15 protein-coding genes and 1 tRNA gene are annotated in these 15,770 nt (G+C 29.8%); 7 read left to right on the forward strand and 9 right to left on the reverse strand.

The annotated features are described in order from the left end of the window. Nucleotides 1–79 precede the first annotated feature (79 nt). Nucleotides 80–1,192 carry a hypothetical protein gene (locus RSC72_RS09240; protein ID WP_332544326.1) on the reverse strand — a complete coding sequence of 371 codons (1,113 nt, stop codon included), beginning with the start codon at nucleotides 1,190–1,192 and terminating at the stop codon, nucleotides 80–82. Nucleotides 1,193–1,487: 295 nt separating this feature from the next. Between RSC72_RS09240 and RSC72_RS09245 the strand changes: the two genes are divergently transcribed. The 3 genes from RSC72_RS09245 to RSC72_RS09255 are packed head-to-tail and all read left to right on the forward strand — an operon-like array spanning nucleotide 1,488 to nucleotide 3,157. Then, a complete protein-coding gene (locus tag RSC72_RS09245) occupies nucleotides 1,488–2,132 on the forward strand; it encodes a DUF5715 family protein (protein WP_332544325.1) in 645 nt (214 codons plus the stop codon). A gap of 43 nt (nucleotides 2,133–2,175) precedes the next feature. Continuing rightward, nucleotides 2,176–2,757 carry a DUF5715 family protein gene (locus tag RSC72_RS09250; RefSeq protein ID WP_332544324.1) on the forward strand — a complete coding sequence of 194 codons (582 nt, stop codon included), beginning with the start codon at nucleotides 2,176–2,178 and terminating at the stop codon, nucleotides 2,755–2,757. A gap of 49 nt (nucleotides 2,758–2,806) precedes the next feature. Continuing rightward, nucleotides 2,807–3,157, forward strand: a complete 351-nt coding sequence (locus tag RSC72_RS09255) for an MmcQ/YjbR family DNA-binding protein (protein ID WP_332544323.1) — start codon at nucleotides 2,807–2,809, stop codon at nucleotides 3,155–3,157. A gap of 107 nt (nucleotides 3,158–3,264) precedes the next feature. Here RSC72_RS09255 and RSC72_RS09260 read toward each other — a convergent pair whose 3' ends face one another. The 8 genes from RSC72_RS09260 to RSC72_RS09295 form a co-directional block, all read right to left on the reverse strand. Further along, nucleotides 3,265–6,360: an efflux RND transporter permease subunit gene (locus RSC72_RS09260; RefSeq protein ID WP_332544322.1), complete on the reverse strand. Its 3,096-nt coding sequence runs from the start codon at nucleotides 6,358–6,360 to the stop codon at nucleotides 3,265–3,267. Nucleotides 6,361–6,364: 4 nt separating this feature from the next. After that, complete coding sequence (locus RSC72_RS09265; RefSeq protein WP_332544321.1) at nucleotides 6,365–7,462, reverse strand: efflux RND transporter periplasmic adaptor subunit; 1,098 nt, start codon at nucleotides 7,460–7,462, stop codon at nucleotides 6,365–6,367. Between the two features lie 3 nt (nucleotides 7,463–7,465). Then, complete coding sequence (locus RSC72_RS09270; RefSeq protein WP_332544320.1) at nucleotides 7,466–8,716, reverse strand: TolC family protein; 1,251 nt, start codon at nucleotides 8,714–8,716, stop codon at nucleotides 7,466–7,468. A 111-nt stretch (nucleotides 8,717–8,827) separates the two neighbouring features. Beyond that, complete coding sequence (locus RSC72_RS09275) at nucleotides 8,828–10,168, reverse strand: sensor histidine kinase (RefSeq protein ID WP_332544319.1); 1,341 nt, start codon at nucleotides 10,166–10,168, stop codon at nucleotides 8,828–8,830. 3 nt (nucleotides 10,169–10,171) lie between these two features. Next, nucleotides 10,172–10,849 carry a response regulator transcription factor gene (locus RSC72_RS09280; RefSeq protein WP_332544318.1) on the reverse strand — a complete coding sequence of 226 codons (678 nt, stop codon included), beginning with the start codon at nucleotides 10,847–10,849 and terminating at the stop codon, nucleotides 10,172–10,174. A 112-nt stretch (nucleotides 10,850–10,961) separates the two neighbouring features. Next, nucleotides 10,962–11,600, reverse strand: coding sequence for a 2OG-Fe(II) oxygenase (locus RSC72_RS09285; protein ID WP_332544317.1), 639 nt, complete (start codon nucleotides 11,598–11,600; stop codon nucleotides 10,962–10,964). A gap of 125 nt (nucleotides 11,601–11,725) precedes the next feature. After that, the gene (locus tag RSC72_RS09290) at nucleotides 11,726–12,256 is read right to left on the reverse strand and encodes a GNAT family N-acetyltransferase (protein WP_332544316.1); all 531 of its coding nucleotides are present in this window, start codon (nucleotides 12,254–12,256) and stop codon (nucleotides 11,726–11,728) included. An 11-nt stretch (nucleotides 12,257–12,267) separates the two neighbouring features. Further along, nucleotides 12,268–13,224, reverse strand: a complete 957-nt coding sequence (locus tag RSC72_RS09295; RefSeq protein WP_332544315.1) for a hypothetical protein — start codon at nucleotides 13,222–13,224, stop codon at nucleotides 12,268–12,270. Nucleotides 13,225–13,309: 85 nt separating this feature from the next. Between RSC72_RS09295 and RSC72_RS09300 the strand changes: the two genes are divergently transcribed. The 4 genes from RSC72_RS09300 (at nucleotide 13,310) to RSC72_RS09315 (ending at nucleotide 15,656) form a co-directional block, all read left to right on the forward strand. Then, on the forward strand, nucleotides 13,310–13,765 hold the full coding sequence (locus RSC72_RS09300; protein WP_332544314.1) for a hypothetical protein: 456 nt from the start codon (nucleotides 13,310–13,312) through the stop codon (nucleotides 13,763–13,765). 187 nt (nucleotides 13,766–13,952) lie between these two features. Continuing rightward, nucleotides 13,953–14,543, forward strand: coding sequence for a nicotinamide riboside transporter PnuC (pnuC, locus tag RSC72_RS09305; protein ID WP_332544313.1), 591 nt, complete (start codon nucleotides 13,953–13,955; stop codon nucleotides 14,541–14,543). Then, a complete protein-coding gene (locus RSC72_RS09310; protein ID WP_332544312.1) occupies nucleotides 14,536–15,534 on the forward strand; it encodes a hypothetical protein in 999 nt (332 codons plus the stop codon). Before pnuC ends, RSC72_RS09310 begins: the two co-directional genes overlap by 8 nt. Before the next feature lie 50 nt (nucleotides 15,535–15,584). Next, nucleotides 15,585–15,656: transfer RNA gene (locus RSC72_RS09315), tRNA-Arg, on the forward strand. Nucleotides 15,657–15,770: the final 114 nt, after the last annotated feature.

Below are 15,770 nucleotides of genomic sequence, written 5' to 3' on the forward strand. Positions count from 1 at the left end.
TTAATGCAAAAATAAGGAAATTAGAATGATAAAAAATTTATGTTTTGGTTTTTAAGATTAAATTATATGTGAAATATTGTTAATTATTCAGTTTCACCCAACCTGTAGATTTACAACCATGGAAATGATCCTCAACAAATATTATTTTCCCAAGATTGTCTGAATTACAGATATTGGTTGCTAAAGTTATATTTTCAGCAGCAACTTTAACTCCTCCATTTATTTGAACTTTGGCGTCACTCTTAGTCGTTTCAAAATTATCAATTCCTACAGCTAGTTTACCATTTCTTAATAAAGTTAAAGCATCTGAGTTTATTGGTAAACTTCCTACTCCTTTTCCGTTACCTACAGTAAGAATTCTATCTGTATTTATAGGAATTGTCATATCATTAACTAAATTATTTGTTACATTATCTTGTGGAATATAAACTGTATTGTTAAAACCTAAAACTGTCTCCAAAGCTCCACTTGCTATTGTGTTATAACCTAAAGCGGTAGATAAATGTCCATTTGCTTTTGTTCTCCATCCCCAAGCTGTAGAAGCATTACCTGAAGCCGTATTACTTGTTAAACTTGTTTGAGAACCATTCCATGACATTGAATTTGATCCACTCGATGTATTAAATGCTCCCATAACAACAGAAAATTTACCAGAAGCTATATTTTGTGTTCCGATTGCAAAACTATTTTCTCCAGAAGCTCCATAAGAGCTAGCAGTTCCAGTATAAGCATAACTAAAATCTACTGCTTTATTTCCTAATCGCGCATAATAAGAAGCATAAATTGGTGATTTCACATGCTTTGCTAATCTAATACCTGTTTCAAATTCATCATTAGATGATAAAAAATTGTTTGTGGTAGAAAGTAAAGGAGAAGAAAGCAATTCCCATGTACTATTATTCCAATAATAAAATCCTGTATAATATACATTCCTCATTTTTTGAGTTCTTTTTAATGCTATCGACCCAACTACATCTTTGATATAAATAATCATAGTATTTTGATCATTCGTCAAAACCATATCATTCGCCTGTACAAAAGTTAAATTTGGTATAATTATACCTTTTATAGGATTCGAATCATTCTCTGATACATGTAAGGTTGCTTTTGGCGTGTCAATACCAATACCTACTTGCGCATTTGTTGATAAAATAAACATTAAAAAGACTAAAAAAGACAACTTTTTTCTCATATTATTTTTAGGTGTTATTATAAAGTTCAAAAATAAATATATTATTTAATAATGTACTTAAAAAGTAAATATACTATACCCGTAGCGCATTTTGATTTAAAATTCATCAATTTGAGAATTTTTTAGAAACAGAGCCAATAAAAATTATTAATATAAAATAATCAAACACTTTATTTTATACTAATAATTTAGAATTTTAAGAAAACTTTAAACAATATTTACCTAAATATTATAATTATTGAAAAGTCTTTATTAAATTGTTACTTCTAATTTTGCAGCGTAATAATATTGAAAAATGAAAAAATTAATTGCACTTTCTTGTCTTTTCGGCGGAATATTTGGTTCAGCACAAAGTCAAGAAAGTTACACTTTAGCAGAAAACACTGCGAAATCTTCTTTTTCTATCGTAACAAAAAAAGTAACATACGATGATCATTTAATGGCAGCACAATCATTTAATATGTCAGCTATAGAAAGCTTTAATGATATTGATGGTTATGTTATTTTAAAAAAATTAGTCGCAATTCCTGAAGAAGGAAGTGGCTACACGATAGAAAAACTTACTCATAGTAAAGCCTTTTTAAATCCAAGAGCAAAAACCATTTTAGAAAAAATTGCAAATAAATTTCTCGAAGAAAATAGTGCGACGATTACAGTAACTTCGTTAACACGATCAGAAGAAAGTCAAGCAAGTTTACGTCGTGTAAATAGCAATGCAGCCAAAGGCGAAAGTTCGCATAATTATGGTGCTTCTTTCGATTTGTCTTACACAAAATTTAACAACAAATATTCGTATAGTAAAACGCATCGTGATAATTTGGAAGAAATTCTGAAGCAACTGCAAGAAGATGGTAAAATTTATTATATAAAAGAGTATAAACAACATTGTTTTCACGTAACTGTTCGTAATCCAGAACAATTTAAGTCAACAACGATGTAAATTCGGAACTTCTTTTCTATTTTTGCTGAGAAGAAATTCAAACATGAGAAATTTACTAATCATATTGTTATTTTGTAATTCTTTACATGGTTTTGCTCAGAAAAGAGTGATTATAGAACCATCTAAAGAATATATTCAGCATTTGAATTCTGCAAAATCGCATAATCTCGAATTGATTAAAAATGATAAGCATTTAAATAAATACATCAATCAAGGTAGTTTAGTAAAAATAAAACAGCGTGGTTATGGTTGGCGAATTGGCGATTTATCGCACAGTCATTCCTATTTAGTTCCAAAAGGACGTGATATTTTAAGGAGCATTGCAAATGATTTTGTAAAGGAAACTGGGCAGAATTTTTTTGTTGTAACCTCATTAACGCGAACATTAAGCGATCAGAATAGATTGCGAGGAGTTAACAGTAATGCGTCTTCTAATGATAGTTCGCATAATTATGGCGCCGCATTTGATATTTCTTATGTTAGATTTAATCAAAAAATTAGACCAGATTCTAAATTAGAAAATAAGTTAGAAACTATCTTAAAATCTTATGTACAATCGGGCAAGATTTATTTTGTAAAAGAAGCTAAAATAAAATGTTTTCATATTATAGTTCGGAATTATTGATTCCGAACTTTTTTTATTTCTATATTTAATCAAATAAAAATAATAAAGAATGCATATCGAAGAATTACGCGATTATTGTCTATCATTGCCTTTGGTGGAAGAAAAATTTCCTTTTGATGAAGTTACTTTGGTTTTTTATATTGCTGGTAAAATGTTTTGTTTGACAAATATCAATCAATTTAATTCTGTAAATGTAAAATGTGATCCTGATAATGCGCTCGAATTACGTGCAACTTACAATGCCGTAAATGCAGGTTATCACATGAACAAAAAGCATTGGAACACAGTTACAGTAAACGATGATGCAAAAGATGACTTGATTAAAACTTGGATAAAAGATTCGTATAATCTCGTTATTTTGACTTTACCAAAATCTAAACGTCCTGAGTTATTGGAATAACTATTTTGTGATGAATAAAAAAGTCGGAAGATTTCTCTTCCGACCATAGATATCTACTTGTTTATTTATTATTTCAGGAATAAAATAAAACGAGTTAGATAAAAATTTTACCTTTCATATTCTTTTTTATGAACCAAGTAAAAAACAATAGGTAAAATTGTAAATGATAAGATTAAACAAATAATCAATCCACCAACAATCATAATAGCTAATGGTTTTTGAATTTCAGAACCCATTCCGGTAGATAATGCTGCGGGCAATAATCCCATAGATCCCATTAATGCAATCATTACAACTGGACGAATTCTACTACGTATTCCGCTTTCGATTGCTTTTTTCAAATTCATTTTATATTTTAAATTGTCACGTATCACACCAATTAATACAATACCGTCAATAGTTGCCACGCCAAACAAAATAATGAAACCAATTCCTGCCGAAATACCAAAAATAGTACCTGTAACCCATAGCGAAATAAAACCACCAACAAAAGCGAAAGCTAGTGTTAATGCACCAATTGCTGTATCTTTCATGTTTCCAAAATTAAAATACAACAACAACAAAATTAGAACTAAAGAAATAGGAACAACCATTGCTAATTGTTGCGCTGCACGTTCTTTACTTTCAAATTCGCCTGCCCATTCCATGTAATTATCTTTTGGTAATTTTATTTCTTTTTCCACTACTTTTTTTGCCTCAGCAATGGTACTTCCCAAATCCCGACCTTCTATACTAAAACCAACACCAATATAACGGCTGTTTCCTTCGCGGTAAATAAACGCTGGACCTGTTTGATAACCTATAGTCGTAATTTCTTGTAATGGAATATTTTGTCCGTTACTGGTCGGAATTAATATATTTCCAATTTTTTCTGGTGTATCACGATAAGCTTCTTGAAAACGAAGAATAACATCAAATTGACGATCGTTTTCGTAAAATTTTGTCGCTGTTTGTCCACCAATTGTCATTTCTATAACTGCTTGTACATCGGCTGTATTAATACCATATTTTGCCATTTTATTGTCATGTAACTGAATTTTCAGCTCTGGTAAACCAATATTTTTATACACATTAACATCTGTAATTCCATTTACTTTATTGATAGATTGGGCTATTTTGTTGGCGTATTTTTCTAAATCGTATAAATCATCTCCAAAAATTTTTATCACTAACGAACTTTTTACACCCGCCACATATTCTTCTACATTATCTTGAATTGGTTGACTAAATCCGAAGTTAATTCCAGGATAATGGTTTAATTTTGTTCTCATTTCTTGAATAATTTCTTCTTTTGAGACCTTTCTATTCCATTCTTTTTCATCTTTTAATTGAATATTAAATTCTATATTAAAAAATCCTGTAGGATCAGTTCCATCATTTGGACGACCTGTTTGTGTTAAAATAAAATCAATTTCGTCACAATCTTTCTGCAACATTTCTTTCATTTCCTTGGTCAACCGTGTCGATTCTTTCAAATTCACACTATTAGGTAAAGTTGCGCGTACATAAATTGCACCTTCGTTTAATTTTGGCAAGAATTCTGATCCATAATTCATAAATTTAAAAAAACACAAAGACAAGATTCCTAAAAATAAAGCAATCGAAAGTTTTTTGTAACGAAAAGCGACTGCATACATTCCGTAAATTGTTTTCTGAAAAAAGCGTGTTATGAAATTTTCTTTTTCTTCGATATTTTTAGTAAACAACAATTTACACATTGCTGGCACATAGGTTAAACTCAAAATTAATGAACCTAACAAGGCGTAACCCAACGTAAATGCTAAGGGTGTGAACATTTTACCTTCTACTTTTTGAAAAGAAAAAATAGGTAATAATGCCACAATCAAAATAATTAAAGCAAAGAAAATATAGGATGCTACACTACCTGCACTTTTTTTGATGACACCCATTTTACTCATTTTTGCAAAACGCTCTGCTCCTACTCGATGTTGCATTGTTGCTAAAGCCACAAAAACAGTTTCAACGATAACCAAAGTTCCTTCGAGCAACAGACCAAAATCCAAAGATCCCATCGAAATTAGATTTGCGGGTAAACCTTGAATTTTAAGTACAATAATTGCAAATAAAAACGCAAGCGGAATAACCGATGCCACAATAAATGTGGATTTCCAATTGTATAAAAACACAAAAACGATTAACGAAACCAATAAAATTCCTTCTATAATATTCTTAGAAACCGTATGTACAGTATTATCTACCAATTTTGTACGATCTACAACTGTTTCTATTTTTACATTATCGGGAAGTGTTCTTTTATTTAACTCCTCTATTTTTAGTTTTAAATTTCCAATTACTTCAGATGGATTTTCACCACGTAACATAATCACAATTCCTTCAACTAAATCATCTTGATTATTATAACCAACTTGTCCCAAACGAGGTTTATTTGAAACCACAACATCTGCAACATTTTTGATTAATATAGGTGTAGAACCATTTAGTTTCACGGTAATATTCCCTATATCTTCAATCTTATCCAACAAACCAACTCCACGCACAACATACGCCTGATCGCCTTGCTCTATAACATCTCCACCTACATTTATATTCGATTTTGAAACTGCTTCATAAACATCTAAAGGTGATAAATCGTAATTTTTAAGTTCAGTTGGATTGATTTTTATTTCATACGTTTTTTCTTCTCCACCAAAACTTACCACATCTGCTACTCCAGGTACAGAAAGCAATTCTCGCTCTATTACCCAATCTTGTATCGCAGTAACTTCTTTAATTGGTAAATCACTTTTTATCACATAACGATAAATTTCGCCTGTAGCTCCCGAAGGCGGCTCTATATCCGCATCGGCACCATCAGGTAAATCAACACCATTCAACTTATTTGATACATATTGTTGCGCATAGAAATCGTCTACACCATCTTCAAACTGCACGTTTACAACCGACAAACCAAACAAGGATATTGATCGAATATTTGCTTTGTGAGGTATACTATTCATTACTTTAGAAACAGGTAAAGTGACTAATTTTTCCATTTCTTCTGCACTACGTCCGGGCCATTGTGTAATAATTCGTGCTCGTGTATTCGTTACATCTGGAAAAGCCTCTATTGGTGTATGTTTTAACGCATATATTCCACCAAAAAGTAATGCAAATGTGGCAAAAAGTATAAAGGTTGTATTGCGCAACGAAAAAGTTACGATTGCTTGTACTAACTTTTTCATGTTGTTATTTGTTTAATTCTTCATAAATAACCAAAGCATTTTTGGTAATAATTTGTTCATTATTCATGAATTTCTCGCTCACAAATGTATATTCCTCATTACTCGCAATAGGTGTTATTTTTCGAGTTTCCATCTTACAATCTGAAGTATAAACCACCACATATTCTTTATTATTCTCGAAAATTTTGGCATTATTTGGAAGAGCAAATGCTTTACCTACCGACGTATTTTTATCAATAATAATATCGGCACTTAAACCTGGCATTAAATTTAAATCTTGATTTTCTAACACCACACGTGCTTTCAAAACATGTTCATTATCGTCAAAAACATTATATATTTTATCTATTTTTCCTGAATAAATACGGTCTGGATAAGCAACTGTTCGCACTTTTACAAAATCGCCTTTTTTGACATATTGCAAATTACTCGCATAAATATTCACCATAACCCAAACCTGTTTTAGATTAGAAATGGAAAATAATGCGTCTTCATTTTCAGAAGTGATGGACTGACCTACACTCATATTTTTTTGAACGATATAACCGTTTTTTGGCGCCAAAATTTGAAACTGACCGTTACCAACTGCTCGATACATTTGTAAGGTAGAATTAATTTTATCTCGTTCTATTTTTGCAGCTTGCAATTCATGCTCAACTTCAGAAAGTTCTGTAGACGAAACCATTCCGTCATTCAATAATTCTTTTTTTGTTTTGATTTGTTTACTAAATAAATCAATCTGATTTTGATAATATCGTTTTTGTTGCATTAAATCTTGCACTTCTGTCGACTTTACAACACCCAAAACTTGACCTTGTTTCACAAAATCGCCCAACTCAAAATTTACACGATCTACAACACCTTGCAATAAACTTTTGAAGGCAACCAAATCATTTTCATTGTATTCTATTTTTCCTGATAAGGTTAATTGCTCATGTATTGGCTGCTCAGAAATAGGAACAATTTCAGTTGATTTTTTCAACTGTTCATTCAAGCAAAACGTTTTTTCGGTTTGCTTATCATCTGTATTTTCTTCTATATTTTTCTGACAACTTGTAAAAAACAAGCTATAAATTGCCAAAAAATAAATACTTTTTTTCATGTCTTAAAAATCTTTTCCTACGATATATTGTAACTCCTCATACGTGTGTTTGTATGTTTCTTGTAATTCTAAATAAGCTTGTTGTGCTTCGCGGTAAGCTTGTGTAAAATCTATAAACTCCATTAAAGTGATGTGTTTATTTTGTAAATGTTTTTTATAATTATCAATCATTAAATTCTGTTCTTGCTCTTTTTCTAAAGACCAAAAATTCAATGTTTCTTCTAATTTTTTTAATTGATTTTGCAAACGATCTATCGATTGATCGAGCTCTAATTGATACGCATTTTGATTTGCTAATTGTTGTTCAATAGAAATTTTTGCAGCTTTTATGTTTCCTTTATTCGTATTAAAAATGGGTAAATCTACACTTACACCTACTCCAACAAAATCACGCATAATATTTCCTCCACGATCATAATTTAACTGAAAAGTTAAATCTGGTGTACGTTGTGCTTTTTCCAAAATCAATTGATTTTTAGCTAAATTCAACTCATTTTCTTGTTTTTTCAGTCCAATATTTTGATTTTTAGCACTATTTTTCAAATCAAAAGGAAGTTGATTTTGTGATTTTATTGAAGTCTCAAATTGAAGTTGATCTATATTTAACTCCGAATTTTGAGTTAATAATCGTAATTTATTTAATCCATCTATTTTTTCATTTTCGAGTAAAACAGATTCTTTTTGCAAGCCTAGTAACTCAGTCTGAATTCGATAAAAATCTGCTTTCGAAACATTCTGTAATTTAGATTGTCTTTCATATTGATTGCTCATTTGCGTAAACAAATTCAACATATTTTGAAGTTGATTTTCTTCTTGATTGATACGTGATAAAGTATAAAACGATTGACGTAATTCTTTTTTCAGTTCACGTAACAATTCTTCATAATCAAACAACGCGTTATTTTTTTCTAGTTGTTTGATTGCTACTCGTTTTTTTCGTTTACCAGCCGTTTCTATCAATTGCTCCAATTCTACAGAAACCTGTTGATTTTTACCATATTTTCCGAATAGATAAGGTTGTTCCTCAATCTGGTAGGTTTTCCAAAGATTTACTTCAGAAATGCTAAGCGTAGGATTATTCCATAGTTTTTCTTGAACAATTTCCGCATCAGCTTTATCAATATTGAGTTTATTTGCAATCAATAAATAATTTTTCTGAAGAAACTGAGCTTCTAAATCTTGTATTGTGTACGATTGCGCTTGTAAAGTTGATACCATACAAACAGTAATCGCCGATAAATAGAATGTTTTCACTTCGTTACTTTTTTGAATTTCAAAATTAGTAACTGAAGATTAAGGTGAATTTTGAAGTAGATTAAAAGTAGATTAGAGTTTTTTGATGATCGTTTATTTTAAGACAAAACATTATTTAAAACTCAATTTTACAATGGTTCCTTTTGGTTTATTTTTTTCGATTTGTAAATCTATTTCATGCAAAGTAAAAATAATATTTGCCATAGAAAGTCCGATTCCTTTTCCTTGATAAAATTGTGTGTTTTGACCTCGAAAAAAATTCTGTTTTATTTTTGCTAAATCAGTTTCTAAAATACCAATTCCTTTATCAATTATATGAAGTTTAAGTTGTTGATTCACTTCCAAAAACTGAATCATAATCTCTTGATTATCGGAATATTTTATTGCATTTCCTATTAAATTATTCAAAGCAACTTCTACTAATTTTTCGTTTCCTTGAATACTTAATAACTTATTATTTTCAACTTTTATATCTACATTTATTTTTGCATTATGATATAAAACTGCATTTTCTATTACTTGCCAAACAATTTCATCAATTCGAATTGTTTTAAATTCAAAACTTGTTTTCGCTCCCGAAAGCAGCATCATTTGATCTAGAGTTTCTTGTAAATCATTGGTATATTGTTTTAATTGTACAATGACTAATTCATATTCTTCCGACGTTCTTTTTTTATGATTTGTAACCTCTAAAGTTCCCAAAAGAGCAGTAATTGGTGTTCGTAATTCGTGCGAAACATAATCTATAAAATTTTTTTGAACATTAAATGTTTGTGCAATCCGATCTATAAAATGATTATATGTTTTGACCAAATCTTCAATCTCGGCGTACGATTTTTTTAAAACCAAAGGTTCATTAAAGTTTTTAGTATCACGTTCTTTTATTTGTTCAATAATTTTGGTAATCGGCTCGTAAGCAATGTAACCTAAATATTGTGAAAACAAATAGATAAACAATAAGCCAATAACTGAAACAATAATTAAAATATGTAACAACGATTGCATTTGATCATTAAATTCATCTTTTGATTGACGCGTAATAACTACAAAATCACCTTGATTGTCACGATAAAATATCCCATTGTAAAAGAAATGTTCTGAAGTAAAAAAATCATTATTATTAAGGCGAACATTGTTTATAAATTTTGATGAAATATTATCATCAACATCCATATTTCCATTAAATTTTTGATTTAAAGTATCATAAATCACTATATTTTTTCGAGAAATCGTCTTCAACATCTGAGTTTTTATATTCTCATGTTCTAATGTTGGTAATTCATCTTGTTCTAGATAATAAATTGCAGCCAAGAGCGATTTACTTTCTAAAGATTGAATCTCTTTTTTCTCCATTTGTGTGTAAAACGAGAAATAAATAACCGTAGAAACAATTAAAATAACTACACTAAAAATAATAATTGAATAGAGTGAAAGACGATGTTTTAACTTCATAATTTAAGCTTTGAACATATAACCTACACCTTTTACCGTGTAAATATATTTGCAATTATTCTTCTCTATTTTATTTCGTAAATACGAAATATAAACATCCACAACATTGGTATGATTGTCAAAAGTGATGCCCCAAACAGCATTTAAAATTTGAATACGTGTTACCGTTTTTTCTATATTTTCGATCAAATAATTGAGTAATTTGAACTCACGTGGCGACAAATCAACTTCTTCTTGATTAACGGAAACCTTGTATTGATTGAGATCGATTTCTAATGTACCAAAAGTCAAAATATTAGATATTGTTTCGTTTTGACGAAACTGATTACGACGTGTTAAGGCTTTAATTCTAGATAATAATTCATCAAAATGAAAAGGTTTTGTAATGTAATCGTCTGCGCCATAATCCAAAGCAGAAACTTTGTCTTGTACAGAATTTAGAGCGCTTAACATTAGAATTGGTGCAAATATTTTTTTGAAACGAAGTGTTTGTACTAACTGAATTCCGTCCATTCCAGGTAACATAATATCGCAGATGATTAGATCAAATTGAATATTCAAATAATTTTCTAATACCAATTCTGCATTTTTACATAAAGTAACCAAATGATTGTTTTCTTCTAATCCTTTGATTAAGAAATCACTAATTCGCTTATCATCTTCAATAACAAGTATCTGCATCTAAAAAATATTTTTACAAAATTAGACATTAAACTTCATCAAACTATTGATTGTGAATTTTCTAATCTAATTTTAATATACAAAAAAAGCCTTTATAATAAAAGCTTTTGAATCATATAACACCAGTTCTTGATCTTGTTTTCAACCAGCCCGTAATACTATAACGTGGGCGGTTTACTTTTTTTACTTCGTGTGGAATAGTTTTACTATCAAAAATCGCAATACGACCAGCCAAAGGCAAAACATTCAACTCCTTTTCAGTATTATTTTCGTCTGGTAAATAAAGAGTCAATTGTCCTCCATATTCATCTTTCCACTCTTCATCATTCAAATATAATACGATAGAAAGCGTGCGTCTATCATCGTTTTTGAAGGCGTCAACATGACGTTGATAAAAAGTTCCTTCGGGATAAATAGCGTAATGAAACTCACTTTCTTCAATTCCCATATAACACGTCATATTAAGATAAAGAATAAAATCATTTATTTTTTCAAAGAAAATTTCTTCCGTTTTTGATTTTTGACTTTCATCAATCCAACGAATTTTATCGCCACGAACAGATTTCACAATTTGTTCATTTTGAGAATTTCCGATTGCAGCTTGATGAAAATCTTTATCTTGTTGTATGATTGATTCGCGAAGTTGTTTTGTTTCTTCTGGAGAGAAGAAAAAGTCTGAAATAGAATATTTTTGATTCGATAAATCATCAATTATCTTTTCGTAAATTGGGTTTAATGTAATGTTACTCATTAATCGTTATGAAAACTTCAGTAAAAGTAGTTTTTATTAAGAAAAACATAATCATATATTTCAATTTATTTCACAAAAAAAGACAGAAAAAAATCTGCCTTTCAAGTAAATATTATAATTTTCAATTACTTAAACCAATCATTTTTATGAATACCATAAACAAAATTTAATTTAGGATTTTCGCCGAAATAAGCCACCTCTTCTTCTTTTATTTTTTTACATCCCAAACGTTCTACAGCTATCTGCGAGCGAACATTTTCTGCACCAACATGCAAATAAATTTTGTCTACAAACTGAAAAATATAATCAAACATTAATTTCTTAACCGACGGATTAATTCCTTTTCCCCAAGAACTTGTTGCGTAAAATGTATATCCAACCAAAATAGAAGAATCTTTGTCATCAAAATCATAAAAACGCGAACTTCCAATAACTTGATTCGTTTGTTTATCGATAATTTTGAAAGCGCCTTTACTCTGAATTGCTCCATCAAAAAAATTCTGAAAAACTTCTCTTTGCCAACGATTTTTATTCGGATGTTGTTCCCACACTTTTGGATCTGAAGCAGCTGAATATAACTCTTCAAAATCATTTTCGGATAGAAGTTTTAGAATAACTAAGTCATTCTCTAATATTGGTTGAAGATTAAAATTCATTTTATAATTATTTAATACACGACTAATTTATCTAAATCTAACAACAAATAATTAATACTTTGATTAATAGTTCGGGTTGCAGATTGCATTTGATTGAGCATTGATGTCCGATTGTATAAGTCGTCTGCAAGATATTCTCCTCCATTCTGAAAATTTACAGATTGATTTGCTTCATCTATATTATTATCAAAATTAAACTGTAACCAACGCTTCTTTATATTTTCTATAATTGACAATCCTCCTGTGTTATTCGAAAACTTTGTTTCCGTGTACATATACCAAATAAAAGGCGGAAAATTCTCTGACTCTAATTTTTGTGTCCAAATATCGCGAAGCAAATTACGTTCATGAATAAAAATTATTTTTTTACCCTTTGGGTTTAATGTTGCAAACCCCAAACCTGCTCCTAAAATTCCTCCACCTATATCCACAGCACTTCCCCAACCATCGCTTTTTATAATTCCGCCAGCTATAGAAGCTGCTGCACCAACTGCAATAGAATATATTATCAACTTATTATTTTTATTGTCATTCAGGTTATTTACATAGTTTGCCATTTGTCCAACTCGTTCACCTTCGCAATCAAATTCCGCAGCAACAGCGTCTAACTCTGTCATCGCAATTGTAATTTTACTATTGATAGAATTTTTAAGTTCCAATACTTTTACACGCGACTCTAAAGACGGATTTTTCTTAAGTTCTACAATTTTTTCTACTTCATCTATCGTTCCAAGTGCGTTCATAATCAAAATGCTTTGATCAGAAAAATTGTTTTTCAAACTCTTGTTTGCATCAATAATAGAGTCTGCATTATAAGAAGGCACTTTTTTATCATAATTATAATGAAATGGTGCTTTGCAATAACTATTTTTAAGAGAAAGTATATTTTCTTGAATAATCTTATTGTGCTGAGAAACACAAGAGGTTAATAAAATAGTCACAAATAATAGGCTGAAAAATTTCATCATTTGAAGAGTATTTAGAATTGATTATTCACAAATTTAACTGAAAACATAATTAAAATAACTAAATTGAAACCAAAATAATAAGAAAATGTTTGTAGACTTTAATAATAAACAAAATTTGATTGATAGATTGAATACTTTAACTGTAGATCAGCAGTCAGAATGGGGAATTATGACACCGCAACACATGGTAGAACATTTGATTGTAGCAACAAAAATGTCGAACGGAGGTTTACATATTCCTTGTAGAATTCCCAAAGAAATGATTCCGAAATACAAAGCTTTTTTGTTAGAATCTGACGGAGAAATGGAACGTGGAATAAAAGCTGGCGGAATGGAAGGTTTGTTGGATTTGAGATATTCTTCTCTAGAAGAAGCAATCAATAAATTAGAAAGTGAAATTGATACTTTTCATGCTTATTTTGAGGCAAATCCTGATGCAAAAATAGAAAATCCTGTTCTTGCAGAAATTGGTTATGAAGATTGGAAAACCTTTCATAAAAAACACTTTACACATCATTTCAAACAATTTGGATTAATTTAGAAAAAAGAACTTTTTATAAGTTCTTTTTTTATTGAAATAATCTTTTCATCTTTGAAGACAAATGGGGTGCTAATTTTTGGCTGAGAATATACCCAAGAACAATTTTGTTCTACACCTGATCCAGGTAATGCTGGCGGAGGGATTGATGTTAATTATAACTTCTATCTCCTCATCAAAAAAAATAAGAATGATGAAGGAAATTATTTTACAAACAACTTGGCAAGAATGGCTGGGTGTCGTTTTTTCAATTTTTCAAGTGGTTTTAGCGCGATACAATAATCCAAAAAATTATCTGTTCGGAATTGCGGGAATTTTACTTACGTTAGTTGTCATGTTCAACTCAAAACTTTATGCAGAATTCACATTAAATATTTATTATTTAATTATGAGTTTTTATGGTTTATTGTATTGGAAATTTGGTCAACAAAAACATGAAATAGAAATTTCTAAAACAACGACAAAAGAATGGAAAATTGCAATTGGAATTATCTTTTTTAGTTTTACAATATTCTACTTTGCTTTGACACATTTCACAGATTCGGATGTTCCTATATGGGATTCTCTCGTTAGTGCATTTGCATGGGCAGGAATGTGGTTGATGGCAAAAAGGAAATTAGAAAACTGGATTTTACTTAACATTAGTAACCTTATTTCTATTCCATTAATGATTCATAAAGATCTTTATTTATATGCAATTCTATCAATCATTTTATTTTCTGTTGCAGTTTCTGGCTATTTAAATTGGAGAAAAATTTTAAATAATTCTGAAAATGCTTAACGTACAATCCATTCGAGAAAATTTATTAAACGTTACATATTTCAATTCAGAAATTATCGAATTAATAGCAACTAATAATTGGTTGAATATCTGGGTTCCGAAGCAATACAATGGTTTAGGATTAACGACTTCCGAAGGTCTCAAAATTTTACAAACAGTATCTAAAATAGACGGAAGTTTAGGCTGGTTTGTTACCTTATGTAGTGGTGCAAATTATTTTTCTAGAAATTTATCTCCTTCTGTGGCATTCGAAATATTTTCGAATCAAAAAGCTTGCTTTGGAGGAAGCGGAATGATTGGCGGAACTGCCGAAAAAGTAAAAGATCATTACATTATTAATGGTTTATGGCATTACGCTACAGGTGCGCCATATTTAACTCATTTTACACTTAATGCTCAAATTTTAGAAAATGGACAACCATTAGTTGACGAAAATAATCAACCTAAAATTTTATCTTTTATTCTAGATAAAGCACAAGTAAAACTAATCCCAAGCTGGAAATCCATGGGAATGGTTGCTACATCTTCTCATAGTTTTGAAGTTGTTAATCAAACCGTACATAAAGATTATAGTTTTATTTATAATACTTTTTTCAGTGATGATTTGGTTGAAAAAATTCCATTTCATGTTTTTGCTGATTTAACTTTATTGGTAAATTATATTGGAATGGCTGAACATTTTTTAGAAAAAAGTTTAGAAATAATTACTTTTTCTGTTCAACAACAACTTGATGTTTTTTTAAAACGAACGACTCTAGAACTTTTAAATTATGCACAACAAATGGAAGAGTTATTAATTAATAATCTTACTATCGAAGATATATTGTCAGAGGAAATTCATCAATTCGGAACAAATACGGTTTCTACACTAACAACCTACATTATACAAATTTATCCACAACTTGGGATAAAAGCCTCGAGATCTAATGAAGAAATTAATCAAATTTTCAGAGATTTTTTTACAGCAACTCAACACCGAAATTTTAGATAAATATTTTATTTAAAATTTCTCTATTTGTCTATTTTTACTAAAGTTTTTAAGGCTACGTAATTTAATGGATAAAATATCAGATTCCGGTTCTGACAATATGGGTTCGAATCCCATCGTGGTTACAAACTATTAATAATGAAATAGTGCATTTGTACCCGAATATATACCCAAGAACTCAAAATTCTCGAAAATTAGTACTGCTTAATCTTAATTAAATAATCTTTTTTACATAGAAA

Origin of the sequence: Algoriella sp. (assembly GCF_036647415.1) — a bacterium.
Taxonomy (GTDB): domain Bacteria; phylum Bacteroidota; class Bacteroidia; order Flavobacteriales; family Weeksellaceae; genus Empedobacter.